Annotated in this window: 24 protein-coding genes, 1 tRNA gene and 4 pseudogenes; 23 read left to right on the top strand and 6 right to left on the bottom strand. The window is 52.3% G+C overall.

Annotated elements, in window-relative coordinates:
* The 3 genes from T260_RS135320 to T260_RS1000000139910 form a co-directional block, all read left to right on the top strand.
* Positions 1–659, top strand: a 659-nt coding sequence (locus tag T260_RS135320) for a YhfC family intramembrane metalloprotease (protein ID WP_023633429.1), incomplete at its 5' end; no start/stop codon positions are given.
* Positions 656–1,021 (top strand): VOC family protein, encoded by a 366-nt coding sequence (locus T260_RS135315; RefSeq protein WP_014196160.1) that lies wholly within the window; start codon positions 656–658, stop codon positions 1,019–1,021. The genes T260_RS135320 and T260_RS135315, both read left to right, overlap by 4 nt.
* A gap of 101 nt (positions 1,022–1,122) precedes the next feature.
* Complete coding sequence (locus T260_RS1000000139910) at positions 1,123–1,260, top strand: hypothetical protein (protein WP_011231615.1); 138 nt, start codon at positions 1,123–1,125, stop codon at positions 1,258–1,260.
* A gap of 46 nt (positions 1,261–1,306) precedes the next feature.
* On the opposite strand, the gene T260_RS135310 is transcribed toward T260_RS1000000139910, so the two are convergent.
* Positions 1,307–1,489, bottom strand: coding sequence for a small acid-soluble spore protein H (locus T260_RS135310; protein ID WP_011231614.1), 183 nt, complete (start codon positions 1,487–1,489; stop codon positions 1,307–1,309).
* 206 nt (positions 1,490–1,695) lie between these two features.
* Here T260_RS135310 and bioF point away from each other — a divergent pair, with 206 nt between their 5' ends.
* The gene (bioF, locus tag T260_RS135305; protein ID WP_011231613.1) at positions 1,696–2,868 is read left to right on the top strand and encodes an 8-amino-7-oxononanoate synthase; all 1,173 of its coding nucleotides are present in this window, start codon (positions 1,696–1,698) and stop codon (positions 2,866–2,868) included.
* 92 nt (positions 2,869–2,960) lie between these two features.
* Here bioF and T260_RS135300 read toward each other — a convergent pair.
* Positions 2,961–3,034, bottom strand: a tRNA-Pro gene (locus T260_RS135300).
* Positions 3,035–3,400: 366 nt separating this feature from the next.
* On the bottom strand, positions 3,401–3,862 hold the full coding sequence (locus T260_RS135295) for a Uma2 family endonuclease (protein ID WP_023633430.1): 462 nt from the start codon (positions 3,860–3,862) through the stop codon (positions 3,401–3,403).
* A 278-nt stretch (positions 3,863–4,140) separates the two neighbouring features.
* Here T260_RS135295 and T260_RS135290 point away from each other — a divergent pair, with 278 nt between their 5' ends.
* The 9 genes and pseudogenes from T260_RS135290 (at position 4,141) to T260_RS135265 (ending at position 12,634) form a co-directional block, all read left to right on the top strand.
* Entirely contained in the window at positions 4,141–4,716 is a 576-nt protein-coding gene (locus tag T260_RS135290; protein ID WP_014196157.1) for a Uma2 family endonuclease, read from the top strand.
* Positions 4,717–4,881: 165 nt separating this feature from the next.
* Entirely contained in the window at positions 4,882–5,808 is a 927-nt protein-coding gene (glsA, locus tag T260_RS135285; protein WP_023633432.1) for a glutaminase A, read from the top strand.
* A 13-nt stretch (positions 5,809–5,821) separates the two neighbouring features.
* Entirely contained in the window at positions 5,822–6,226 is a 405-nt protein-coding gene (locus T260_RS135280) for a hypothetical protein (RefSeq protein ID WP_023633433.1), read from the top strand.
* A 426-nt stretch (positions 6,227–6,652) separates the two neighbouring features.
* Positions 6,653–7,966 (top strand): ABC transporter substrate-binding protein, encoded by a 1,314-nt coding sequence (locus T260_RS135275; protein WP_013144972.1) that lies wholly within the window; start codon positions 6,653–6,655, stop codon positions 7,964–7,966.
* Between the two features lie 182 nt (positions 7,967–8,148).
* Positions 8,149–8,874 (top strand): annotated as a pseudogene (locus T260_RS1000000140935) (carbohydrate ABC transporter permease); the annotation flags it as partial.
* A 33-nt stretch (positions 8,875–8,907) separates the two neighbouring features.
* Positions 8,908–9,579 (top strand): annotated as a pseudogene (locus T260_RS1000000140940) (carbohydrate ABC transporter permease); the annotation flags it as partial.
* Positions 9,580–9,594: 15 nt separating this feature from the next.
* Positions 9,595–10,422 (top strand): carbohydrate ABC transporter permease, encoded by an 828-nt coding sequence (locus T260_RS135270; RefSeq protein ID WP_011231606.1) that lies wholly within the window; start codon positions 9,595–9,597, stop codon positions 10,420–10,422.
* A 268-nt stretch (positions 10,423–10,690) separates the two neighbouring features.
* Positions 10,691–11,179, top strand: a pseudogene (locus T260_RS01000000137835) (MaoC/PaaZ C-terminal domain-containing protein).
* A 159-nt stretch (positions 11,180–11,338) separates the two neighbouring features.
* Positions 11,339–12,634, top strand: coding sequence for an MFS transporter (locus T260_RS135265; RefSeq protein ID WP_023633435.1), 1,296 nt, complete (start codon positions 11,339–11,341; stop codon positions 12,632–12,634).
* A 99-nt stretch (positions 12,635–12,733) separates the two neighbouring features.
* Here T260_RS135265 and T260_RS135260 read toward each other — a convergent pair whose 3' ends face one another.
* Positions 12,734–13,171, bottom strand: coding sequence for a GNAT family N-acetyltransferase (locus T260_RS135260; protein WP_023633436.1), 438 nt, complete (start codon positions 13,169–13,171; stop codon positions 12,734–12,736).
* Positions 13,172–13,690: 519 nt separating this feature from the next.
* On the opposite strand from T260_RS135260, the gene T260_RS135255 reads away from it, so the two are divergent.
* The 6 genes and pseudogenes from T260_RS135255 (at position 13,691) to T260_RS135235 (ending at position 19,224) form a co-directional block, all read left to right on the top strand.
* The gene (locus T260_RS135255; RefSeq protein WP_023633437.1) at positions 13,691–14,704 is read left to right on the top strand and encodes a LacI family DNA-binding transcriptional regulator; all 1,014 of its coding nucleotides are present in this window, start codon (positions 13,691–13,693) and stop codon (positions 14,702–14,704) included.
* 141 nt (positions 14,705–14,845) lie between these two features.
* Positions 14,846–15,925, top strand: a complete 1,080-nt coding sequence (locus T260_RS135250; protein WP_014196144.1) for a Gfo/Idh/MocA family protein — start codon at positions 14,846–14,848, stop codon at positions 15,923–15,925.
* 118 nt (positions 15,926–16,043) lie between these two features.
* A complete protein-coding gene (locus T260_RS135245; RefSeq protein WP_011231598.1) occupies positions 16,044–16,793 on the top strand; it encodes a ThuA domain-containing protein in 750 nt (249 codons plus the stop codon).
* Entirely contained in the window at positions 16,790–17,959 is a 1,170-nt protein-coding gene (locus tag T260_RS135240; RefSeq protein ID WP_023633438.1) for a Gfo/Idh/MocA family protein, read from the top strand. Before T260_RS135245 ends, T260_RS135240 begins: the two co-directional genes overlap by 4 nt.
* Positions 17,925–18,149 (top strand): annotated as a pseudogene (locus T260_RS1000000139400) (gfo/Idh/MocA family oxidoreductase); the annotation flags it as partial. The gene T260_RS135240 and the pseudogene T260_RS1000000139400, both read left to right, overlap by 35 nt.
* A gap of 103 nt (positions 18,150–18,252) precedes the next feature.
* A complete protein-coding gene (locus T260_RS135235) occupies positions 18,253–19,224 on the top strand; it encodes a sugar phosphate isomerase/epimerase family protein (RefSeq protein WP_020279282.1) in 972 nt (323 codons plus the stop codon).
* Positions 19,225–19,320: 96 nt separating this feature from the next.
* On the opposite strand, the gene T260_RS135230 is transcribed toward T260_RS135235, so the two are convergent.
* Both T260_RS135230 and T260_RS135225 read right to left on the bottom strand, forming a co-directional pair.
* The gene (locus T260_RS135230) at positions 19,321–19,653 is read right to left on the bottom strand and encodes a hypothetical protein (protein WP_021321796.1); all 333 of its coding nucleotides are present in this window, start codon (positions 19,651–19,653) and stop codon (positions 19,321–19,323) included.
* A gap of 69 nt (positions 19,654–19,722) precedes the next feature.
* Positions 19,723–20,181, bottom strand: a complete 459-nt coding sequence (locus T260_RS135225; protein ID WP_023633441.1) for a CBO0543 family protein — start codon at positions 20,179–20,181, stop codon at positions 19,723–19,725.
* A 216-nt stretch (positions 20,182–20,397) separates the two neighbouring features.
* On the opposite strand from T260_RS135225, the gene T260_RS135220 reads away from it, so the two are divergent.
* The 4 genes from T260_RS135220 to trpB all read left to right on the top strand — a co-directional run bounded on the left by T260_RS135220 (position 20,398) and on the right by trpB (position 25,727).
* The gene (locus tag T260_RS135220) at positions 20,398–20,724 is read left to right on the top strand and encodes a nucleoside triphosphate pyrophosphohydrolase (RefSeq protein WP_023633442.1); all 327 of its coding nucleotides are present in this window, start codon (positions 20,398–20,400) and stop codon (positions 20,722–20,724) included.
* On the top strand, positions 20,717–23,158 hold the full coding sequence (locus T260_RS135215; RefSeq protein ID WP_023633443.1) for a DEAD/DEAH box helicase family protein: 2,442 nt from the start codon (positions 20,717–20,719) through the stop codon (positions 23,156–23,158). The genes T260_RS135220 and T260_RS135215 overlap by 8 nt, the downstream gene beginning before the upstream one ends.
* A 375-nt stretch (positions 23,159–23,533) precedes the next feature.
* Complete coding sequence (locus T260_RS135210; protein WP_023633444.1) at positions 23,534–24,325, top strand: putative hydro-lyase; 792 nt, start codon at positions 23,534–23,536, stop codon at positions 24,323–24,325.
* 238 nt (positions 24,326–24,563) lie between these two features.
* A complete protein-coding gene (gene trpB, locus T260_RS135205; protein WP_023633445.1) occupies positions 24,564–25,727 on the top strand; it encodes a tryptophan synthase subunit beta in 1,164 nt (387 codons plus the stop codon).
* Positions 25,728–25,926: the final 199 nt, after the last annotated feature.

Below are 25,926 nucleotides of genomic sequence, written 5' to 3' on the forward strand. Positions count from 1 at the left end.
TGAAAATCATGAAAAAGCAGGCCGAAAAAGCGCTGCACATCGCTGTGCTCGAACCGGGCCGGCCAGCGTTAAAAGGAACAGACAGCGTTTGGCTCTTTGTCCTGTACGCGGCGCTTGCCGCTGGCGTGTTTGAAGAACTTGGCCGCTATGTCGGGTTCCGTTGGCTGCTAAAGCAACATCGCGGATATGGCGATGGTTTATCATTCGGGCTTGGGCACGGCGGGACGGAAGCGGTATTGCTCGGGGTGGTTGGCGCGGTCAACGTCATCGTGCTTGCGAGCCTGATTCAATCCGGATCATTCGACAAAACGATCGCCCCATCGCTTCCGGCAGGACAGGCGGAGCTGATCAAGGAGCAAGTGTTGCACACGCCGTTTGCGATGTACGTGTTAGGCGGCTTGGAACGGCTGTTTGCGCTTACAGTGCACGTGGCGCTGTCGCTCCTCGTTTTGCTCGGCGTGCGCCAGCGGCAGTTCCGTTATGTCCTGTACGCGATTTTGCTTCACACGGCGATGGACGTCTTGCCCGCGCTTTATCAAGCGAAAGTGGTCAAAAACATTTGGGTGGTCGAGGGAGTGCTGCTCATTTGGGCGGTTGCTGCGGTTTCGTTCATCCGCCGGATCAAACCGGCATTCGAACAGGGAGGAGAGGAACGATGATTCGTGTAAAACGGCTTGACCATGTGCAAATTTGCATTCCGTTTGGCGCCGAAGACGAAGCGCGCGCCTTTTACACCGGTGTGCTTGGTTTTCAAGAAATCGAAAAGCCGGAATCGCTGAAAGGAAACGGTGGACTTTGGTACAAAGTCGGCGATATCGAGCTCCATATCGGAGCAGAAAACCGCGACGGCTACAACAGCAAAAGCCACCCGGCGTTTGAAGTGGAAGATGTCGAAGCCGCGCGCCGCTATTTGGAATCACAAGGCGTCGTGACGCAAGACGAAAAACCGATTCCAGGGGTGAAGCGGTTTTCCTTTCGCGATCCGTTTCACAATCGGATCGAGTTGTTAGAAAAAGGATAAGATCGTTTCATAAGCCGTCCGATCGGGCAGTGCTCTTTTGCTCCTTCGCGATAGTAACCTCTTGTCATTCAGGGCATGCTAGAGACGAAGGAGGAATCGAGATGGAGAGAAAAGCGAACAACAAGCGCAACGACAAATCTGTCCGCACCGCTGATGCCCGGACGGCAGGCCGAGCAGCGATGAAGGAACAAACGGTGCAAGAGGCCTACAAGCAACGGGAAGAGCTGACGGCCGATTAAATCAAAAAGCGGGAGAAAGGACGCGTCCTTTCTCTCGCTTTTTTCGTTACGAATGCTCCTCTAAGCTTGCGACCGGCACGCTTTGCTTTTGATTCGGGTTGTCAAGCGGGTGAATCGTTGCTACACCTTTTTGCTGGTCGACATGCTCAATGTAAATGCGCTGGCCGTTGTACGTGACGTTTGCCATCACCGGCGACGACGCGATTTCTTGCGCCCGACGGACATCCATTTCCAACACCTCCTTTTTGCCGATAACACGTATAGTATGACATTTTTGCGATTTGACTATGCATGCGGTCGAGGGTGGAAATGAATAATTCACAGAACCATGTGCTAAATAATCAATAAACGAAACTGATCATCTTTTCCTAGCCGATTTGCGGATTTTAATGTAAACTATTTTTTATGAACGGTTTACATAAAAGGGGGATAGGGATGAAAACCGAACTGACCGTCAAACTGCACGAATGGGAACAAAAAGCGCAAAAACGCCAGCTGCGCCGGGCAGAGGCTTCAGGCGCTACGGTCATCCTGAACGGAAAGCCGATGTTGAATTTAGCGTCCAATAATTATTTAGGGTTGGCGGATGATAGGCGGCTCATCGAAGCGGGCTGCGAGGCGATGAGGGCATATGGGGCCGGAGCGGGCGCGTCGCGGCTCGTCGTCGGCAATCATCCGCTCTATGAGCGGGCGGAAGCCGCGTTGAAACAGTGGAAAAAAGCAGAGGCGGCTCTTATTTTCAACAGCGGCTACACGGCCAACATCGGCGTGTTGACAGCTTTAATTGGCCGAGATGATCTTGTCTTTAGCGATAAGTTGAACCATGCGAGTTTAATTGATGGCATCCGCTTGAGCAAAGCCGCCTGTTTCCGCTATCGACATCATGACATCGATCAGCTGGAATCATTGTTGAAGCAATCTCCGCCCGCGAAGCGGAAATGGATCGTCACCGATGCCGTCTTCAGCATGGACGGCGATATGGCGCCACTCGAGGAGCTGGTTGAGTTGAAGCGGCGTTACCGTGCCGTTTTGCTCGTTGACGAAGCGCACAGCGGCGGCGTGTTCGGACCGAACGGTGAAGGGCTGCTTCACCATTTCGGGCTTGAGAAGGAAGAGGATGTGATCGCCATCGGCACCTTCAGCAAAGCGCTCGGCAGCTTCGGAGCGTATGTAACGGGAGAGCCGTGGCTGGTCGACTATTTGATCAACAGCGCCCGCAGCTTGATTTTTACAACCGCCTTGCCGCCATCGGTCCTTGCCGCCAATGAGGCTGCCATTCATATTGTCCAAGCTGAGCCAAAGCGGCGCGAGCGGCTGCACGCCCTAAGCGAAAGATTCCGCACCAAGCTGAAGCGGCTTGGGTTTGACACAGGCGGCAGCGAGACGCCGATCGTTCCCGTGATCGTCGGTCCGAACGACCGAGCCGTGGCCATGAGCGAGCAGCTGCAAGAAGCTGGCATCGCGGCCGTCGCCATCCGGCCGCCGACCGTCCCTGAGGGGACAGCGCGCATTCGCTTTTCCATCACCGCCGCGATGACGGAAGAAGACATTGATATGGCCGTTGACTGCATCGCTTTGGCGGGGAAGCGGATTGGACTGATTTCGTAGGAGGAAACAGCATCATAATGATGGAACTGATGGAACGTGGGGGAAGAAAAACAAAAAACCAGCCGAACGTTTTTTCGGCTGGTTTCCTTCGATCGGGATGACAGGATTTGAACCTGCGACCCCACGCACCCCATGCGTGTGCTCTACCAAGCTGAGCTACATCCCGAAATGGATGGTGAGACATTTCCGATTATACAAGAAAAGCAGGACAAAATCAATGGCGAATTTTGCGTTGAGTTGGAAAAGGATGCCGTTGAAAGACTAGCGGCATCCTTGTTGCTGACAAGTCTGTTTTTTTCTGTTTTCATGCTCCTTTGAACGTATCTTCCTCTGTCTACCCGCCCCTGCTTTTGCGACAGAGAATTCGCCATTGATTATACGGCAAAGCATGCAAGATGTCCCGCTAAAGAACTCGTGATTGGAAACGAGTTGTTCAGCAGAGACTCTTTTTAAGTTGAGAAACTTTGCAAAATCGACTCGCCTTCCGCCACAAAAACCGCCGATAGGCCGAAAAGAATTGTTTTCCCGTCTTCTACACGCCTTGGAACACGAGCGCGGTGTCAATCGTTCCGATAACAGAATCGAACGTTTCTCCGCAGGCGATGATCGTCTCGGCGTATCGATCATGTTCGAGTGTGCACTGACGGATCGTTTTGTTGTATGGGTCGGCGATCCAGTATTCTTCCACTCCGTAGGCACAGTACAAATCTTTTTTCAGCGTCACATCGATTTTGTAGGTTGACGGGCTGACAACTTCGATGACGATGAGCGGCCGCCCCTTATAGCCGCCGATGATTTTTTCCGGCCGTTCGCAATAGACAGCGACATCCGGCTGGATAAACTCGTTCATCACTTTTCCGTTCTTTTCGAGTTTCACGGATAAGTTTGAAATCGGTTGACATTGGCTTTTTCCTTTGATCATGGAAACAAGATTGTGGCAAACGATTTGATGTTCCCATGACGGGGACGGGGACATGTTGATGGCTTCTTGCATGCTCCTCACCTCTTTTTCATTTCTTTTTCATTATACTTGAAACCGTTCTCCCTTGCCTACAACAGGTTGTTGAGAAAAAAGAAAACGCTAGGTTGCCGGGCAGCGTTCAAGTATACTAAAAAGAAAAGAGGAAAGGAGGCCGTTTTGATGCCGATGCCGGAAAAAGGGCAGCCGTTCACCTATGCGCAATACATGATGCTCGACGAAGATGTACGATATGAGGTCATTGACGGCCAAGTCTTCAACATGTCTCCCGCNTTTTCGGCGAGGTTTTTTTGATGCCGATGCCGGAAAAAGGGCAGCCGTTCACCTATGCGCAATACATGATGCTCGACGAAGATGTACGATATGAGGTCATTGACGGCCAAGTCTTCAACATGTCTCCCGCTCCGACGCCGAAACATCAGGCAGTGCAACGTGAATTGTTGGTGGAATTTGCGACATATTTGCGGGGGAAAGAATGCACCGTATTTGGCGCTCCGATCGACGTTTGTTTGGCGGAGAGAGATGATCCGGAACAAATTCGCGAATGGGTTGAGCCGGATCTTGTCGTTGTCTGCGACAAAAACAAAATTCGTGAAAAACGAATTGTTGGCGTGCCGGATCTCGTTGTGGAGATTATTTCAAAATCAACGGTGCGCAAGGATAAAATCGTCAAATTTCACCGTTACGAGCGGGCAGGGGTGAAAGAATATTGGATTGTCGATCCGATGAATGAGACGATTGATGTCTATGTGCTCGAAGAAGGGAGATTCCGCCACCAAGGGATGTATGTCCGCGATGATACGATTCCTGTTCGCATGTTTCCCGGATTTGTGATCGAATTGAAAAACGTATTTGCCGAAGAAGAATAAGAAAAACGGCTGCTGTTCAAACAGCAGGTTCAGGCTGTCGTCTTGAAGAGGAGTTGTTTTTCCGGCGGTCCGCTTGGCGAGGCAAAGCGCCCCCGTCGGAAACCTCAGCTGTTTGAAGCGTTTGGGCATAGAAACGGAAAAAATAGGCGATACTAACCATCGGTGATGCTTGTGTACAACCAAGAAGAACTGGTCCGCTTTGTCGAAGAAGCGAAGCAGTACGCCCGCTACGGAAAAGTAGCCGATTACATCCCCGCCTTGGGCAAGGCCGATCCGAACGAGCTGTCCATTGCGATCTACACGCCGGATGGGCGGGTCGTGGATGCTGGCGATGTGACAGTCAAGGTGACGCTGCAAAGCATTTCCAAAATTATTGCGCTCGCCCTTGTGCTCATCGACCGGGGCGAGGATGAGGTGTTCCATAAAGTCGGCATGGAGCCGACGGATTATCCGTTTCATTCCATTGCCAAATTAGAGGAAAAGCCTGCCAAGCCGCTGAATCCGATGATTAACGCCGGCGCGCTTGTCGTCACGTCGATGATTCAAGGCGGCTCGGTGTCCGAACGGCTGGAACGGCTGTTAGCGTTCGTCCGCCGTCTCGCTGGCAACGAACGCATTTCGTACTCCGACGAAGTGGCCCGCTCCGAATTTGAAACAGCGTTTTTAAATCGTTCGCTTTGCTATTTTCTCAAGCAGCATCGTATCATTGATGAAGATGTCGAAGAGCTGATGGAATTGTACACGAAACAGTGCGCCATCGAAATGACGTGCATCGACTTGGCGCGCATCGGCTTGGTGCTCGCGCTTGACGGACGCGATCCGCATTCGAGTGAGCCGCTCATGCCGCTTGATGTCGCCCGCATTTGCAAAACGTTCATGGTCACGTGCGGCATGTACAACTCATCAGGTGAATTTGCCATCAAAGTCGGCATTCCGGCGAAAAGCGGCGTCTCGGGCGGCATTCTCGCTGCCGTGCCCGGGCGGTGCGGCATCGGCGTTTTCGGCCCGGCTCTCGATGATAAAGGGAACAGCTTGACCGGGGTGAAACTGCTCGAGCGGCTGTCAAAAACGTATTCATTAAGCATTTTCTAAGGAGGAAATCACGATGAAAACATTTACGGTCCAGTTTCACCGCGAAGACGACGTCGAAGCGATGAACGTCGGCAAGTTGAGCCAAGAGGATTTTGACAAGGCGACCGAAGGCGGGACGCGGCATCTGTTTGACCTTGACACGAACATCGGCTATTTCGTCTTTTTTGACGCCGAGGACAACGAAGGCAAGGTATCGTATTTAATGCTTCAATACGAAGAAGACAGCGAAGACCCGAGCGCGTGCTACAGCTTTGAGCTGAAAGACTTTTACGAATTAATGGCGCTTTACTTAAATGACCTTGAATTCGCCGACGAAGAAGAAATGGCGGAAGATGGCGAAGAGGAATACGGCCCGATTCACCATTTAGCCCATTTGCTTTATCATATCGTCGAGGAAGGGAAGACGGTGGAGGTGTGAGGCATATCCCAAGCCAAACGGCTTGGGGTTCTTTGTTTATAGGGCAAAAAAAGAATTTGGGGGCTTGACGAACGATTTTACGGCGATGTAAGATGGTTTTGTAATCGATTACATAATAAGCCGACAAAGCGGACAAGGGGCGCGATGCTGATAGACAGGCTGTCTTCATTGAAAAGGAGAAACGTAAAACGATGCCCGCTTTTCGGCTTTTGGCGAGAAAAGGACAGACAAGCGAAAACGAGGATGATTCGCCCATTTGTATGTAATCGATTACAAACAATCGATGCATAGACAAGCAGTGGGGGATGCCAAGTCAAAAGTCAATGGATGTCATGTCCAGGAGGTGATTGGGGCAGTCGAAGCAACCACTATACGCGATGCCATGCGGTGTTTGACAAATCCAAAATTTAAAGGGGGAGAATGACGATGAAAAAGACGTTAAAAACATCGGCTGTTTTGTTAGCGCTTACGATGGGGCTCGCGGCATGCTCCGGCGGCCAAAGCGAGAGCCAGACGGGCAAAGACAGCAAAAACGAAGAAGGGAAAACGAGCCAGTCTGAAAAAGTGAAAATTGTCTATGCCCGCGGCCAAGATTCCACGAAAGCCACTGAAAAAATCATCGAAGCGTTCGAGAAAACGCACCCGAACATCGATGTGGAATTTCGCGAAATGCCGGCTGACACCGGGAAGCAGCATGATGCGTATGTCACGATGTTAAATGCGCAGTCGTCGGAAATCGATGTCATGGATCTCGACGTCATTTGGCCGGCTGAGTTTGCTCAAGCGGGTTATACGCTGCCGCTCGACCGCTTTATTGAGAAAGACGGCATTGACCTCGGCAAATACAACCAAGGGGCGCTTGCGGCCGGCAACTTCAATGGCAAGCAATGGGCGATGCCGAAATTCATTGATGCCGGCATGCTGTTCTATCGCACCGACCTGGTGCCAAAGGACAAAGTGCCGAAAACATGGGATGAACTCTTAAAAGAGGCCAAAGAACTGAAAGGAAAAGGCGGCACGAAATTCGGCTATTTGATGCAGGCCAAACAATATGAAGGATTGGTGTGCAACGCGGTTGAATTTATCGCCTCTTATGGCGGGCAAATCGTCGATAAAAACGGGAATGTCGTGATCAACAGCCCAGAAACGATCAAAGGGCTGAAGAAAATGGTGGAAATCGTCAAGTCCGATGTTGTGCCGAGCAACATCACCACCTTCACTGAACCAGAATCGCATACCGCGTTCATTGAAGGACAATCGCCGTTTATCCGCAACTGGCCTTATCAATACGCGCTAGCGAATGACAAAGAACAATCGAAAATCGTCGGCAAAGTCGGCGTGGCTCCGCTTCCGGCCGGAGACAAAGGTTCGGCTGCCGCGCTGGGCGGCTGGATGACCGCGATCAACAAATATTCGAAACATCCGAAAGAAGCATGGGAATTTGTCAAATTTATGACGGGGCCGGAGGGGCAAAAAATTTCCGCGATTTACGGCGGTTTAGCGCCAACGCTTCCCGAATTGTTTAAAGATCCGGATGTCTTAAAAGCCAATCCGTTCTTTGCGGAAGAAGGATTTGTCAATGCGTTGAACGCCGCTGTGCCGCGCCCGGTCGTCCCGAACTACCCGGAAATTTCGGAAATCATCCAAATTAACGTATCCAAAGCGCTGGCCGGGGAGCTGACGGTCGAACAAGCTGTGGCCAATATGGAAAAAGAAATGAAAGCAGCCTTGAATAAGTAAGGAGAATGACTGGGCCGGCGCGCCGCAGCCGATCCGAATCCGGCTAACGCCGGCCAATGCCCCATCAGCCAAACAAAGAACGCAATTTTGTTTGACCACTTTCGGTTCATTAGCCTTCAGGCCGCCATCTGCCCGGTGCTGAAGGCTAATATCCTTTTCTAAGCAGAAGGGAGAGAACAGCGATGAGGAATGAAAAGCGAATGGAGCGCCTATTAGGCTATTCGCTTGTCGCGCCGGCCATGCTGCTCATTTTGGCGATTGCCATTTGGCCTGTCATCCAGTCCTTTTATTACAGCTTGTTCGACTATCGGCTCAACGACCCGACCAAATCGTCGATTCACTGGAGTTACAGCCTCGATCTGGAAGGATATCTACAAAACTATCCGTTCCTCAAAAGCGCTCTTAAGCAGGAAATGGCGGCTGCGGATGGACAAACGAAACAAACGTTGGCGCAAATCGAACAAAAACTCGCGAAACTGGACGCGGCGATCCGTTCCAACGATCAAGTGGCGAAGCAATATGACAAAGTGAACGAAGTGCTCGACAATTTCGAGACGCCAAGCGATGAGCTGAAGATCGCCGAGCTGGACAAACAGACGGCCGAGCGGCTGACCGACACGGTTCATGATGTCGTAAAGACGCTCAAAGAGATGAAAAAAGCGGGCGAACTGCAGCAGGCGGATAAAGTCGTCGGCTTGGCCGAAGGGCTCGAAGGGGTCGTGATCGAGCCGAACTTTGTCGGCCTCAAGCATTATAAGGACAGCTTCAGCGACATGCGCTTATGGAAAGCGTTATGGAATACGACGTTCTTTACGGTGGTGTCGGTCGCCATTGAGCTGGTGTTAGGGCTCGGAATTGCGTTGCTCATCAATAAGGCCTTTTTTGGCCGCGGGCTTGTGCGGGCGACGATTTTGATTCCGTTTTTCGGCTTGGTTTTACATATGGCGTCNGCCATTGAGCTGGTGTTAGGGCTCGGAATTGCGTTGCTCATCAATAAGGCCTTTTTTGGCCGCGGGCTTGTGCGGGCGACGATTTTGATTCCGTGGGCGATTCCTACCGCCGTATCCGCGCTTATGTGGAAATTTTTATACGATGGACAAAACGGCATTGTCGCCAAATATTTCGAAACGGTCGGCCTTGTCGACCGGATGGGGGATTTGTTGACGACGGAAGCGGGGGCGATGTTTGCGGTCATTTTTGCCGATGTATGGAAGACAACCCCCTATATGGCGCTCTTGCTGCTGGCCGGGCTGCAAACGATCCCGAGTTCGTTGTATGAGGCCGCTTCCATCGACGGAGCCACCAAATGGCAGCAATTCACAAAAATCACGCTGCCGCTGTTAAAATCAAGCATTTTAGTCGCGTTGTTGTTCCGCACGCTCGATGCGTTCCGCGTGTTCGACTTGATTTATGTCTTAACCGGCGGAGGGCCGGCGAACTCGACGGAAACGATTTCCATTTTAGCGTATAAAGTCATGTTCTCGCAGACGAATTTCGGTGCGGGATCGGCGCTCGCTGTCATCGTGTTTCTCTGCGTGGCGGTGATTTCCATGATCTATATTCGCTGGCTTGGGAAAGATTTGTTGTCTGATGGCTCCAGCGTCAAACGATAACGAAGGGGTGAGACGATGCAAAAAAAAGCCGGTCCGTTCTTTTACGTGTTTTTGGCCCTGTTTGTGTTCTTTGTGATGTTTCCGTTTTTATGGGTTTTGCTCAGTTCCATTAAGCCGCTTAGCGAATTGTTTGGCGACAAAGCGTTCGATTGGTTTACGAGCCATCCGACCTTAAAATCCTATGTGTCGGTCTTTGTCAATTACCCGTTTTTGCGCTATTTATGGAACAGCACGGTCGTGGCGACCATTACGACGGTGTATACGGTCTTTGTCGCCGCGTTTGCGGCTTATGCGATTGCGCGCCTTGAATTTAAAGGCAAGACGGTCATTCTCGGCTTGGTGTTGGCTGTATCCATGTTTCCGCAAATTGCCACCATTTCTCCGATTTACATGTTTGTGAAAAAATTCGGGTTGACGAACAGCTACTTGGGATTGATCATTCCGTATACGACGTTTGCCTTGCCGTTGTCGATTTGGCTGTTGGTCACCTTTTTCCGCAAGATTCCGTTTGATTTGGAAGAAGCGGCGAAAATGGACGGGGCGACGCCGATGCAGACGTATTTTAAAATCATTTTGCCGCTCGCTGTGCCAGGGGTGTTTACGACGTCCATTCTCGTCTTCATTGCCGCATGGAACGAATTTTTATTTGCCTTGACGATCAATACGGCGGAAAAATACAAAACCGTTCCGGTCGGCATTGCCATGTTCCAAGGCCAGTATACGATCCCGTGGGGCGAAATTTCCGCGGCCACCGTGATTGTGACGATCCCGCTCGTCATCATGGTGCTGTTGTTCCAGCGCCGCATCGTCTCTGGGCTCACGTCCGGCTCGGTAAAAGAATAAGGAACGAACGTGAAAAAGGATGCCAAGCGAGCATCCTTTTGTTTTTTGGGGTAATGCCCATTTTGAAACACGAAACAGAGGAGGAGCAGTTCTATCCGCTCCACTCCGTTCATATGTTAATGACAGACGGCTAACGGGGAGGGATGCGTAAAGGCCAAAGATGATATGGTTAATATTCAGAATATTAACAAAATGGACGGTGGCAGCCGTGAAAGGGGGTGGAATTTGTTTTTACTCTTTTTTGCACCAATCAAGGGGAGGGGAAGGCGTGCGATTTGACCGTCCGTTTGAACAGTATGCGCTTGGCGAGCGCCACCGTTCGCGCGGGCGAACGATCACCGAAGCTGATATTGTGCAGTTTTCGGCTGCATTTTAGCTTTGAACGCNATGTCATCGCGAAAAACATCGCCGAAAAGGAGATTTTTATCCGCTGCACATGGATGGGGAATACGCCAAGCGGACGCCATTTGGCGAGCGCATCGCCCATGGGATGTTGACGCTGTCGGCGGCGACGGGGCTGTGGATGATGGAGCCGGGAGTGGTCCTGGCGTTTTATGGCATCGATTCACTTCGTTTCGTTCGTCCCGTCAAGATCGGTGATACGATTTACGTGGAATCGGAAGTGAAGCGTTTGACGGAACGGGGCGAGGAAGCCGGGCTCGTCACGGTGCATCAGCGAATCGTCAACCAGCGGGAAGAAACGGTCGTCGATGCCGTTGTGCATGTGCTTGTTGCGCGGGAAGGGAAAGCTCCATGACGGGCTTGTGGAACGGCATTACGGTCTGACAAAGAAACGAGTCCATGACGGTTTGTTTTTGGAAGCGCTAACATTATGTTCGTTTTTTTGCTATCATCCATTTGTTTTTCCGTTTCCATGAGATGCGCGCACTTTGATTGCGTGAAAGGGGTGTTGTGAATGGCTGTAACGATGATGGATGCGGCGGAATTGAAACGCCAAAAAAAGCGGGCGGCGATTTCCAGTGTGGTCGGTACGACGATTGAATGGTACGATTTCTTCCTTTACGGGACGATGGCCGCTCTCGTGTTTCCACAATTATTCTTTCCACAAGGAGATTCGTACGTCGCACTGATGCAATCCTTTACCACCTTTGCTTTAGGATTTATCGCCAGGCCGGTCGGCGCCGCGATTTTCGGCCATTTCGGCGACCGCATCGGGCGGAAGGCGACGTTGGTGGCCACTTTGTTGCTGATGGGGTTGGCGACCGCGCTGATCGGCCTGATGCCGACATATGAGCAAATCGGCCTGTGGGCGCCGGTGCTGGTGACCGCGCTGCGTCTCATTCAAGGCATTGGCGTCGGCGGGGAATGGGGCGGCGCTATTTTGATTGCGATGGAATGGGAAGAAGGCAAACGGCGCGGGCTGATGGCTTCCCTGCCGCAAATGGGCGTGCCGTTCGGGTTGTTGTCCTCTTCCCTTGTGACGACGCTGATGCTTGCGGCGGGCGGCGACAGCTTTTATGCGTGGGGATGGCGCGTTCCGTTTCTCATAAGCTTCCTTCTCATCGCCATCGGGCTGTACATCCGGCTGAAAGTGCTCGAATCGCCGCTGTTCCAAGAAGCGATGAAAAAACAAGAAACGAGCAAGATGCCGGTCGGCGAGGTGCTGGTTAGGCATCCGCGCGAAATTCTATGGTCAGCGCTTGCGCGGGTGATTGAAAACGGGTCATTCTACATTTTTGTCACGTTTATCGTCAGCTATGGGACGACATTTTTGGGGATGGAAAAAAGCATTTTCGTCAATGTGACGATTATCGCGGCCATTATCAATGCGCTTTCGATCGTCTATTCCGGCCATTTATCCGATCGGTGGGGCCGCCGCCGCGTCTACATGACGGGCACGATTTTGTTGATGCTTTGGGCGTTTCCGTATTATTGGCTTGTCAATACGAAAAGTGTCGGGCTGATCTTCTTGGCGACGGTCGTGGCGATGGTGTTCCACGGCATGCTGTATGGCCCGCAGGCGGCCATGATCGCGGAAAACTTCCCGACGCGCTTGCGCTACAGCGGCGCTTCGCTCGGCTACCAGTTGGCATCGATCATCGCCGGCGGCCCAGCGCCGCTCGTGAGCACATGGCTTTTGCACAAATACGGCAGCGCCACGGCCATCTCCTTCTATATCGTCGTCATGGGCTTGATTTCGCTGGCTGGGGTGAAAATGCTTCAAGACCGCGCGCGTCAGGCGATTGATTAGATTAATCAGACTGAACTCCATTATGGGCGCCTTTGCGTTCAGGCAAGGGCGCTTCTTCCTGTCGCCTGCTAAGGATGCCGATGGACGGATATGTTTGCCTTATACGTTCATGCTCATGATTATGGTTTTCTGCTTGAATCCGAATGTTTCATACAGTTTCATCGCTTGATTTCCTGCATATACACGTAAACGAATCTCTGAATATCCATCCTGTTTAAGATGTTCGATGCCAGCTTCTATTAATTTCCTTGCAATTCCCTTTCCCCTAAATTCTTCTAACACAAACAATTCGTAGATAAATCCATATATTTTCTCAGTGAGCGGGTCTTGGCTTGCTCCGATTAAAATCCAACCCATGAGATGATTGCCTTCCGTTGCGATCAAATAATAGCTTCCTTTCTGCAATAATGGCTCAATCAGTTGTTTGGCTTTTTCATCTGACGGTTTTGCCTCGCCTAATGTGCCATCGAATAATGCTTGTGGTGTAAGTGATAAAATCTTTTTATATTCCGAATCGTTTGGTTTTCTAATTTCCATAAAATGACGTTCTCCTCTCCCAATATTTATAAATCCATTGTTTGTTAGGCCTTTTTAAGCACTGGACTTAGATAGAAAGAGGCTTTCATCAGTCATTATAGCAAAGAACGGGGTTACCAACGACAGTGTCTTTAACAGAGTCTAGAGGGATGGTGAAAAACGACCCATTTTCCGAATCCATTCTTTCGGACTGGCAAAGAGGGGCGATCGCACAAGGTTTCTCAAGTTGAGAAGAGGACGACTTTTGCGGTTTTTTCACTAAATCACTGGCCTTCTAGATTTGAACGCTCTCCCACCTACGCTTGCGCTTGGAGGTGGGGGCATCGATTCATCCCATACTTACGCTTATGCGTGGAAGTGGAGGTCTTCCCGGTGCGGGATGATAAAAATCCATTTCTTTATATGAGAAAGGGGCAAACCATGTCTAAGACGGATCGAAAAAACAACGCTTGACAACCGCCCTGTCTTTCATATACGATGAATATGTAATCGATTACATAACTGAGAGGACTATAACGAATGGCAAGCATAAAAGACGTGGCGAAACGGGCGAACGTATCGACGGCCACCGTGTCGCGCGTGCTGCGCAACGCGGGCAACGTCACTGAAGAGACAAGGCAGCGCGTGCTCGAAGCCATTGAAGCGCTGAACTACCAGCCGAACGTGCTCGGCCGGTATTTGCGGCGGATGGAGACCGAGACGGTGCTCGTCGTCGTGCCCGATATTACGAATCCGTTTTTCTCGAAGGTGCTGCGCGGCATTGAAGCGGTCGCCCTCGAGCACGGCTATCAGGTGCTGCTTGGCGATACGCAAAACGATGTCCGGCTTGAGGAGCAGTATTTGAATTTGCTGCCGCAGCGGCAAGTCGACGGGATGATTTTTTTGACCGCCCGCATCGGCAAAGAGCTGGTGGAAGAGATGGCGCGGCAGTTTCCGATCGTCTTGGCGTGCGAGTATTTGGAAGGGGCGGACATCCCGACCGTTTCGATCGACAACATCAGCAGCGCCCGCAAGGCGACAGAACACTTGATCCGTCTCGGCCATCGCCGCATTGCCCACCTGTCCGGGCCAATGAACATCATTTTAAGCCGCGACCGGCTGCGCGGCTACCAACAGGCGTTGGCGCAGCATGAGCTTGAGGCGGACGCCGCGCTCGTGCAGGAAGGCGATTTTACCTATGAGTCCGGATATAATTTAACGTTGAAGCTGCTCGCTCTTGAGAAGCCGCCGACAGCGATTTTCGCCGCCAACGATGAGATGGCGATTGGGGCGATCAAAGCGGTTCGCCATCGAGGCGGACGCGTTCCCGACGATGTGGCCGTTGTCGGATTTGACGACATTCAAATGGCCTCGATTTTTGAACCGAGCCTCACGACGATCGCCCAGCCGATGTTTGAGATCGGGCAAAAGGCGATGGAATTGCTGCTTGCGCTCATTGAAGGAACGAGCGCGCGGCGGCGTCAGCTTGTTCTTCCCGATCGGCTCGTCATTCGCGATTCGTGTGGAGGAGAGCGCTCTGAGCAAAGGGGCTGACAGCGCTCTCTGTTCGGTGCGGGGGAACGGGCGGATTTTTTTGCACGGTGATGTAATCGATTACATCACTTAGAAAACGGACGGCGAATCGGTGGAGCATATGGGACAGAGAAAACAAATGAGCGCAAGGGGGAAAAGGACATGGGAAACACACTTCCAATCCGCCTCGGCTTGATCGGAGCCGGAGGGATTTCCAATGAACACATCAAGGCGGCGCTAAACCTTTCGGAGCGCGCCGTCTTGCAGGCGATTTGCGACGTCAATGAACAAGCGGCCGCGGAAAAAGCGAAAACGTACGGCATCCGCAACGTGTACCGCGACTACAAAGAGCTGCTCGCCTCTCCTGATGTCGATGCCGTCATCATCACGGTGCCGAACTTTTTGCACGCCCAAGTGTCGGTCGACAGTTTGCGGGCCGGAAAACACGTTCTTTGCGAAAAGCCGATGGTGACCAAAGCGGAAGAGGCGGACGCCATCATCCGCGCCCGAGACGAATCAGGCAAGCAGTTTATGGTGGCGCTGAACAACCGCTTCCGCCAAGCGGCGCAATGGCTTCATGAGCGAATCCAATCTGGCGCGTTCGGTGAGATTTATTACGCGAAAACGGGTTGGGTGCGCCGCCGCGGCATTCCCGCATGGGGGGCGTGGTTTTTTGACCGCGAACGCTCCGGCGGCGGCCCGCTCATCGATTTGGGCGTCCATATGCTCGATGTGACGCTTTGGCTGCTCGGGAACCCGAACCCGGTCGCGGTGACGGGGAAAACGTACGCGAAGTTCGGCCCGCGCCGCCAAGGGGCATGGCCGGGAACATCGTTTGCGCCTGATGCCGCCTATACGGTCGAAGATTTCGCCTCGGCGTTCATCCAGCTCGAAAACGACGCGACGGTGCTGCTTGAGACGAGCTGGGCGTCGCATATTGAAGAAGAGCGGGCATATGTCGAGTTTCTTGGCACGGAAGGCGGCGTGCGCTGGGAGTGGAATATCGCCGGAAACCGCCAAGAAGTGAAATGGTTCCGCAACGAACACGGCGTTCCGGCCGATGTCACGCTCCATTTTGATGATCAAAGCGAACGGGTGGCGCTCCTTGACCATTTCTTGACGAGCATCGCCGAGAACACGCCGCCGCTTTGCACCGCTGAACAAGGGCTTACGATCGCCAAAGTGTTAGAAGCGATTTACGAATCGTCCGACCAAGGGCGGCAAGTTCGCATCGAATGGTGAGAAACGCTCCATGAATCGCACTGGCGTCCCAACGAGTCGCGAACATGGGGAAACATTCCAAAAAACACTCGGCCTAGCCGCATACAGGCAGGCCGAAAGAACCAAGGGGGATTCATGAATGACCACACCCATCCGCGTTGTCGTCTGGAACGAATTTCGCCATGAAAAGAAAGATGAACAGGTAAGAGCGATTTATCCGGAAGGAATGCATACCGTCATCGCGAACTACCTAGCCGAAGCAGGGTTTGACGCCGCGACCGCTGTGCTCGACGAACCGGAGCACGGCTTGACCGACGAGGTGCTCGACCGGTGCGACGTCCTCGTCTGGTGGGGGCATATCGCCCATGATGAAGTGAAAGATGAGGTTGTCGAACGCGTCCACCGCCGCGTGCTGGAAGGAATGGGGCTCATTGTCCTTCATTCCGGCCATTTCTCGAAAATTTTCAAAAAGCTGATGGGGACGACATGCAATTTGAAATGGCGCGAAGCCGATGAAAAAGAGCGTCTCTGGGTCGTCGCCCCGGGCCATCCGATCGTCGAAGGGATCGGGCCGTACATCGAGCTTGAGCAGGAAGAAATGTACGGCGAGTTTTTCGACATTCCGGAGCCGGACGAAACGATTTTCATCAGCTGGTTTGAAGGCGGAGAAGTGTTCCGCAGCGGCTGCACGTTTACGCGCGGGAAAGGGAAAATTTTCTACTTCCGCCCTGGCCATGAAACGTACCCGACGTACCATCACCCGGATGTGCTGAAAGTGATCGCCAACGCCGTCCGCTGGGCCGCGCCGGTCAACCGCGGGGAAATCGTCTTCGGCAACGTCAAGCCGCTTGAGCCGATCAAAGCGAAACAAGGAGGAGTGACGCAGTGAAACCGATCAACGTCGGCATTATCGGCACGGGCTTTTCCGCTTCTTCCCATATTGAGGCGCTCCGACGCCTGCCGTTGGTGAACATTGTCGCCATCGCCTCAAGCAGCCAAGAAAAAGCGGAGGAAGCCGCGCGCCGGTTCGGGATTCCGAAAGCATACGGCGACTACCGCGCTTTAATTGACGACCCGGACGTCGAAGCCGTTCACAACTGCACGCGCAACGTTTCGCATTTTCCCATCAACAAGGCGGTGCTTGAGGCGGGAAAACATTTATTGTCGGAAAAGCCGCTCGCCATGGACAGCGAACAGTCGGCGGAATTGAAGCGGCTCGCTGAACAAAGCGAAAGCCTTAGCGCGGTCTGCTTCAACTACCGCCACTACCCGCTCGTTGTCGAGGCGAAAGAGCGGCTTGCCCGTGAGGCGAAGCGTGTCCATTTCGTGTACGGCGGCTATGTGCAAGACTGGCTCTTGTATGACACCGACTACAACTGGCGGCTTGAGCCGGCGCAAAACGGCCCGTCGCGCGCCATCGCCGACATCGGTTCGCACTGGTGCGACACAGTGCAATACGTGCTCGGAAAACGCATCGTCGAAGTGTTCGCCGACTTGCGCACCGTCCATCCGGTTCGCTACAAGCCGAAACAGGAAGGGAGCACGTTTACATCCGGCCACAACCAAGACGCGGAGCCAGTCCAGATTGACACCGAAGACGGCGGCAGCGTAATCGTTCATTTTGACGACGGCACCCACGGGGCGTTTACGATTTCGCAAGTGAGCGCCGGCCGCAAAAACCGGCTCTATTTTGAAATCGCCGCCGATGAGATGACGCTCGCCTGGGACCAAGAGCACCCGAACCGCCTCTGGGTCGGGCGCCGCAGCGGCCCGAACGAAGAAATCGTCCGCGACCCGGCGCTTTTGTCGCCGCCAGCCGCCGCTTACGCCCATTACCCGGGCGGCCATGAAGAAGGCTGGCCGGACGGGCTGAAAAATTTGTTCCGTGATTTTTATGGCGCCATCATCCGGAAACAATGCGGCGAGGCGCTTGGGGAACTGCCGTTTGCGACGATCGCCGACGGCCACCATACGATGTTTTCGGCTCATTTTTCGGCACTTTCGGNGAACAAATTTTTCAGCCGCCGCTTACGCCCATTACCCGGGCGGCCATGAAGAAGGCTGGCCGGACGGGCTGAAAAATTTGTTCCGTGATTTTTATGGCGCCATCATCCGGAAACAATGCGGCGAGGCGCTTGGGGAACTGCCGTTTGCGACGATCGCCGACGGCCACCATACGATGAGGATCGTCGACGCCATTTTGGAAAGTCATCGCACGAAACAATGGGTGCGGGTGGCGGAATAAGCGTGGGAGTTCGTTCGATCCGCTCGTCCGACGAGAAGCAACAACAGCGCGGCGCGGCGGCCGTCCGGCCGTTGCGCGCCGTCAAAAGGGGGAGAATGACAAAATGAAAGTAGGCGTATTCACCGTCTTGTATCAGCAGCTGCCGTTTGAGGAAATGCTCGACAAAGTCGCCGCCATGGGCATCGAAGCCGTTGAGCTTGGCACCGGCAATTACCCGGGCAGCGCCCATTGCGATCCCGACGCGCTGTTGGATCAGCCGGAAAACATCAAAGCGCTGAAAAAAGCTGTCGCCGACCGCGGCCTCGTCATCAGCGCGTTAAGCTGCCATGGCAACCCGCTTCATCCGGACAAAACGTTCGCGAAACAGTCACATGACACGTGGCGGAAAACGGTCAGGCTCGCCGAGCAGCTCGAAGTCCCGGTCATCAACGCCTTCTCCGGCTGCCCGGGCGACCATCCCGGCGCCAAATACCCGAACTGGGTCACATGCTCCTGGCCGCCGGATTACTTGGAAATTTTAAAATGGCAATGGGAAGAAGTCGTCATTCCGTACTGGCGCGAAGAAGCCGCGTTCGCCAAGGAGCACGGCATCACGCAAATCGCTTTTGAAATGCATCCGGGCTTTGTCGTCTACAACCCGGAAACGCTCCTCAAACTGCGCGAACATGTCGGCGACGCGATCGGCGCCAACTTCGACCCGAGCCACCTGCTTTGGCAAGGCATCGACCCGGTTGAGGCGATCAAACTGCTCGGCCGCGAAAAAGCGATTTTCCATGTCCATGCGAAAGACACGTACCTAGACGAAACGAACATCCGCAAAAACGGCGTGCTCGATACGAAACATTACAGCCAAATCCTCGACCGCTCATGGGTGTTCCGCACCGTCGGCTACGGACAAAGCGAAAAAATGTGGCGCGACATCGTCAGCGCCCTGCGCGCCGTCGGCTACGACTACGTGCTGTCGATCGAACATGAAGACATGCTCGCTTCGATCGATGAAGGGCTGTCCAAAGCCGTCGCGCTTTTGAAAAAGGTGCTGTTCAAAGAAGAACTGCCCGAGATGTGGTGGGCGTAAAAAATAGCGGCAAGGGAACACGATCCCTTGCCGCCTGCCGTTTCAGCGTCAAGCGCGAAAAAGATCATCCAACGCCTGCCAAGAGGCGCACCTGCTTTAGACCACTTGCGCCGTCTCGCGGCCTACGCGCCCTTTCATGAACAGCAGCCGGTGCCCGTCCACCGTCAAATCGATCATCGCGCCATCCAACACATCATCGCCTGACTTTTTTCCGTTTGCCTGCAAGTACGCGACCCGGTACCACTTGCGCCCGTACTCAAAATACATGTACCGCCCGCGCCGGAAATCGATCCAAAACTTCACCCGCTCGCCATTTACGTTCTTCCATACATACCCCCACGCCCGGTCTTGGCGGATCGGCGCCATTTTTGGACGCGCGGAATTGATGGCTTCATAATACAGGCGGTGTTTGATGTCAAACAGCACCATCCCGTTTGCCTCCTTTTGGACATGATACTATATGTATAGTGCCAAACGGGCAAAAATAGACATGCTGGCTCACTCATTTCGTCTCAGCATTCGCCCTGCGAGCAACCGAACGGCCAACGTCAACAGAAACATTGTAACGAGTGAGTATTCCCACTTCCAACCATGATATTCGATCAAATCCGTATGCCGTTCAAAGACAACCTCAAGGGCCGTCAGCACCGCCGCATACCCCGCGCATTGCGCCGCCACACCCGGCCAGCGCGCTCGGCGCGAGGTGGCATAGACGTACACACTGACAACCGGATAGAGAAGATATTCAAAAATGACGCTGTTATTTATATAAGAAGCAAAAAAACGGACCGGATACTCGAGGAGCCCGGCCCCCGCTACGATCGAACCGAAAAAACTCGCTGCATACGCATTCAGCAAAAACGACACCCATACATCCCGCGCCGGCAAAAAGCGGAAACTCAACAGCAAAAGCCCCGCCCCGACCGCGACAAGCAGCCAAAGAACGAAACGCTCCATATGATCCTCCACACTCGAATGATGTCGATTTTTCAAAAATCATGTCGATTTTTATTATGACACGCGGGAGGGGGGAGTATGTGAAGTGTTTAATTTATTATTTTGCGATCATTGGTGCCAGCTTTAAATAAGGAGAGAGAAGGGGGAATTGTTTCTATGAAAAGGATGTGGAATTTAGTAAAATAGTAGTATAGCTTTATAAATGGGGGAATGGATATGCCAATATATAACAAACTCGTCCGCGACCGCATCCCAGCCATTATCGAACAAGCAGGGAAAACATTCACAACTCGCATACTTGGCGATGAAGAGTATCGGAAAGAACTGCAGAAAAAAGCGTTTGAAGAACTTGAAGAATACGTCCAAGCAGAAACGGACGAGGCCGCTCTTGAAGAGTTGGCGGATGTGTTGGAAATTATTCATGCTTTGGCCAAATGCCACGGCGCTTCGATCGAACAAGTCGAACAAATCCGGGCGGAAAAGGCAGTGAAACGCGGCGGCTTCCAGGAGAAAATTTTCTTGATTGAGGTCCATGATGAGTAAGGTGGAGTTAATTTCCAGGTATCTCCTCGATAAGCTGCAGGAACAGATAAGCCGCTCGTCAACCATATACATATTGACATCGTTTGCGATGAAGTCCGGGGTGCGCCTCCTAAACGGCGGCCTAAAGGCGGCTGCGGAGCGGGGGGCAGATATAAAAGTTTGCGTCGGTGACTACTTGTTTGTCACTCAACCGGAAGCGTTGCGTGAATTGATTTCGATTCACCCGGACATTGAGGTGCGTTTGTATCGGAGTGAGGGAGTTTCGTTCCATCCGAAGGCGTATTTGTTCGAAGATGCAGAAGGCGGCTATTTTATTGTTGGTTCCTCCAACTTGTCCCGCTCGGCGCTCACTGACGGGGTCGAATGGAACCTTGGGCTGGATAAGAGCGTTGATGAAGGGGTATTTGCGGAAGCGATGGAGCAGTTTTTAAAGCTGTTTTACGCCCCGGAAACCGTGCCGGTCAATGTCGAAACGATCGCTGATTATGAAAAACAATGCCAAGATTACCATCAGCGCCACCCGAACTTGGCGCGTACATGGGTTGAAGCAGAAGAAATCGAACTGATGCTCCCGGCGGAGCAGAAAGAAATAGAGGTGAGCGACGAGTCTCCCGATTTTGTCCGCGAGACAGCGGCGCCGTATGGAACGATTCAGCCCCGCTTCGCCCAGGTGGAGGCACTTCAACGTCTGGAAGCCACCTATGAAGAAGGGTATGACAAAGCGATGGTTGTCATGGCGACCGGGCTCGGAAAGACATACTTGGCCGCCTTTTTTGCCCGCCGTTTTTCACGGGTGCTGTTTATCGCCCACCGCGAAGAAATTCTCCGCCAAGCCAAGCGGTCGTTTGAGCGCGTGATGCCTGACCGGACGGGAGGGCTGTACGATGGCAATCAAAAAGAAGGAAATGCCGACATGGTGTTTGCTTCGATCTTTACATTAAGCATGAAAAAACATTTGCATGCATTCCAGCCGGATTCATTTGACTTGATCGTTGTGGACGAATTCCACCATGCGGCGGCCTCTTCGTATGAGCGGGTTCTCCGCTATTTCCGCCCAAGATTTTTACTCGGCATTACGGCTACCCCGGACCGGAATGACAATAAAGACGTATACGCTCTTTGCGACGGCAATGTCGCGTACCGCATTGATTTTATCGAAGCGGTGCGGCGCGGTTGGTTGGCTCCCTTCCGTTATTACGGAATCTACGATGACATAGACTATTCGCAAATCAAATGGCTCGGCAACCGCTATGATGAGGAACAACTGCTCCAAGCGCAGCTTCGCGAGGAGGTGGCGGAGAAAATTTTGCGAGCGTGGGAGCAGTATAAGAAAACGAGAACACTTGTCTTTTGTTCATCCGTTCGGCAAGCCGATTTTTTGTCCAAGTATTTCCAACGCCATGGCTATCGAACCGTCAGCCTTCACTCAAAACAGAGGTCTATTTCGCGCAAGCAGGCCATTGCCATGTTGGAACGCCGTGAACTGGACGCCATTTTCACCGTCGACTTGTTCAATGAAGGGGTTGATATTCCTTCTGTCGATACACTTTTGTTTGTGCGGCCGACAGAATCGTTAACCGTCTTCACCCAACAAGTCGGGCGCGGGCTGCGGCTGTACGAAGGCAAGGACTATTGCGTGATTATTGATTTAATCGGAAACTATCGGAATGCGGATGTCAAATTGCGCCTGTTCGATACACAGCGGGGCGAAACGAAGAAAAAGGCGCGAGAATCCGTTGTGCCAACAGTTCCGGAAACGTGCGAACTGCATTTCGATGTTCAAGCCATCCATCTTCTCGAGGAGATGCAGAAAAAACGCCAGCCGCGCAAAGAGCGGCTGCTTGCCGATTATCGGCAGTTGAAACAGGAGCTTGGCAGACGGCCGACTTATTTGGAACTGCATCTTCATGGTCGGAGCGAAGCGGCGGAGTATAAATCAGAGTTCGGATCTTACGTCGGGTTTTTATATTGGGCAGACGAGTTGTCCGATCTAGAAAAGGACGTGTTCCGAAAATACGAACCGTGGCTTGTTGAAGTGGAACGTACGGTGATGTCAAAAAGCTACAAAATGGTTGTTCTAAAAGCCATGCTTGAACGTGGACCGTCCGGATGGCACCAACCAATTACACCGCAAGAGGCTGCCCCGTTTTTCCATCGGTACTTAACGGAAAAAGAATACCGAAAGCGCATCGATTTTTCCGACGGAGAAACGAAGCGCCTCTGGGAATATGACCAAGAAAAGGTGAGCCGGTTGATCGCCCGCATGCCGATGACGAAATGGAGCGGCAGTTCGAATGGGCTGATTTCCTTTGCAAACAACGTTTTTGCGCTCCAATTTGCCATTGAGAACGAGCATGAAGAAATATTGCACAACTGGACAAAAGAGATTTGCGAGTATCGGTTGCATGTGTATTTTGAAAGGAAGGGGGGATGAGAAAACTCCTCTCTTTTTTATGGTAGTTTACGGTGATTGCAAGAAAATACTGTCGGGCATCAGATTCGGGCAAGTTAGGCGGCCAGGCATGGATATGATTTATGATTTAGTATAGAAACGATGAGAAAAGAGCGGCTTAGGTTACTCGATAGAGGGACTGTTATCGTTTATTACTGATCCATTTTTGGTGGTTGATGCGAAGGAAAATATTATTCACGTAAACTCTGCAGCAGAACGATGGATAAAGAAATTAGACTTAGAAATGCTAATGAGGTATTCTTTGGCGCACGTGTATCGGGGAACGTGATTTTGGGATAGAAACTAATACCCTTAATCGGAGATCGTGATATTGAATAACCAAGGAGGGAGATTGCGATGACTTTCGCCGCACCAATGAGCTCCAAAGAAGCACGGCAAATGATTCGGAACAATGAATGGGTGAAACCGACAGCGGGTGTCGCAAACGGCTATACACAGGCTAATTTAGTTGTGCTGCCGAAGGAGTTGGCGTTTGAATTTCTTCTGTTTTGCCAGCGCAATCCGAAACCTTGTCCGGTATTAGATGTGACCGAGTCGGGATCATGGGAGCCAAGCATGGTGGCGCCAGGAGCAGATTTGCGTGTAGACTTGCCGAAATATAGGGTTTATCGAAATGGCGAACTGACAGAGGAGCGGACGGATATCATCGATCTTTGGGATAAGGACATGGTCGGCTTTCTGCTCGGGTGCAGCTTTACGTTTGAACATGCCCTGGTGAACAATGGCATCCCGGTTCGCCACATTCAAGAAAATTGCAATGTCCCGATGTATAAAACGAATATCCCGTGTGTAAAAGCGGGAAGATTTGAAGGGCCGATGGTTGTAAGCATGCGCCCGATTCCCCATAAGGATGTTGTCAGGGCGGTTCAAGTCACGAGCCGCTTCCCGTCTGTTCATGGTGCCCCTATTCATATTGGCGACCCGAAACTTATAGGGATTCATGATATTTATAAGCCTGATTTTGGGGATCCGGTCACCATCCGTGAGGGGGAAACCCCGGTATTTTGGGCCTGTGGGGTCACCCCTCAAGCGGTTGCTATGGAAGTAAAGCCGGATATCATGATTACGCATGCCCCAGGACATATGTTTATTACCGATCTGCGCGATGAGCAGCTTGGGGTTTTATAAGCCGAACTACCTGCTCTGGTTGGTGAATATCCGAAGTAGGAAGCTGTGAGGGTGCGGCTGCACGATGGCTTTGCAGCAGCACCTGCTCACCCCACTAGCGGTGAATGCTTCGCGTATGGTTATGCGGTGGACCATTCCTTTTTTAATGTTTTGAAAAATAAAAATTATTGATTGACTTGCTTGCCAAAACGGTTTATGCTGATGTTATGACTTTTAGAAAGCAGAGGAGAGATGAGCGATGAGCGTAGTGCAGGAAAGAAGAGGGTATTTTGGTGAGTTTGGTGGCAGCTTTGTTCCGCCTGAACTGCAGGAAGTGCTTGACTACTTGGAAGAGCAGTTTCTGAAATATAAAGATGACCCGGAATTCAATGAGGAGTTTCGAACCTACTTGCGGGAGTATGTCGGCCGTGAGAGTCCGCTGACGTTTGCGGCGCGGTTGACGGAGCGGCTCGGCGGGGCGAAGATTTATTTGAAGCGTGAGGATTTAAACCATACCGGTTCGCATAAAATCAACAACGTGATTGGGCAAATTTTATTGGCGAAGCGGATGGGCGCGAAGCGGGTCATTGCGGAGACAGGCGCAGGCCAGCACGGGGTGGCGACCGCTACCGCATGCGCCATGTTTGGCATCGATTGTACCATTTATATGGGAGAAGAAGATACGAAGCGCCAGGCGCTCAATGTGTTCCGCATGGAGCTGTTAGGGGCGAAAGTCGTGTCGGTCTCGAAAGGTCAAGGACGATTGAAGGATGCCGTGGACGAGGCGCTGAACGATCTTGTGCAAAACTATAAGACTACATTTTACTTGCTTGGTTCGGCGGTTGGTCCGCATCCGTACCCGTCGATGGTGAAACATTTTCAGTCGGTTATTAGCGAAGAGAGCAAGCGGCAGATTGTAGAGAAGGAAGGACGTCTTCCGGATGCGGTAGTGGCCTGCGTCGGCGGGGGAAGCAACGCCATCGGGGCGTTCGCCCACTACTTGGATGAACCGAGCGTGCGGCTCATCGGTGTCGAGCCGGAGAAGGCAGCGACGCTAACGAAGGGCGTTCCGGCCGTGTTGCATGGATTCAAGTGTTTGGTGCTCCTTGATGAAAATGGAAACCCGCAGCCGACATACTCGATTGCCGCCGGGCTTGATTACCCGGGCATTGGTCCGGAACATAGCTACTTGAAAGTGTCCGGGCGGGCTGAGTATTATACGGTCACGAACGAAGAAGTGCTTGAGGCGTTTCAACTGCTGTCTAAAACAGAAGGAATCATCCCAGCTCTCGAGAGCGCCCATGCGGTGGCGTACGCTATCAAGCTTGCGCCGACGTTAAGCAAAGACCAAATCATCATTGTGAATTTGTCGGGGCGCGGGGATAAGGATGTTGAGCAAGTGTTTTCCATGTTGCAATCGTGAAGAAAGCAGGCGGTTGTTCACGACGGTGTTCGCGTGAAGCCGCCTGCTTATTTGTAATCATCTTCCGCCGAGAAAATCTCGCTTTTACCCGTAAATGTAAGTCGGGATGAATCCGGGCTTCCTTTGCGAATCTCCCTATTGCCCCCAATGGGCAAAAAGTATACAATGGATGTAAATAGAACAAACGTTCTTTTTGAGG

The sequence above is a fragment of the Geobacillus thermopakistaniensis genome, from assembly GCF_000498995.1.
Lineage (GTDB): Bacteria > Bacillota > Bacilli > Bacillales > Anoxybacillaceae > Geobacillus > Geobacillus thermoleovorans.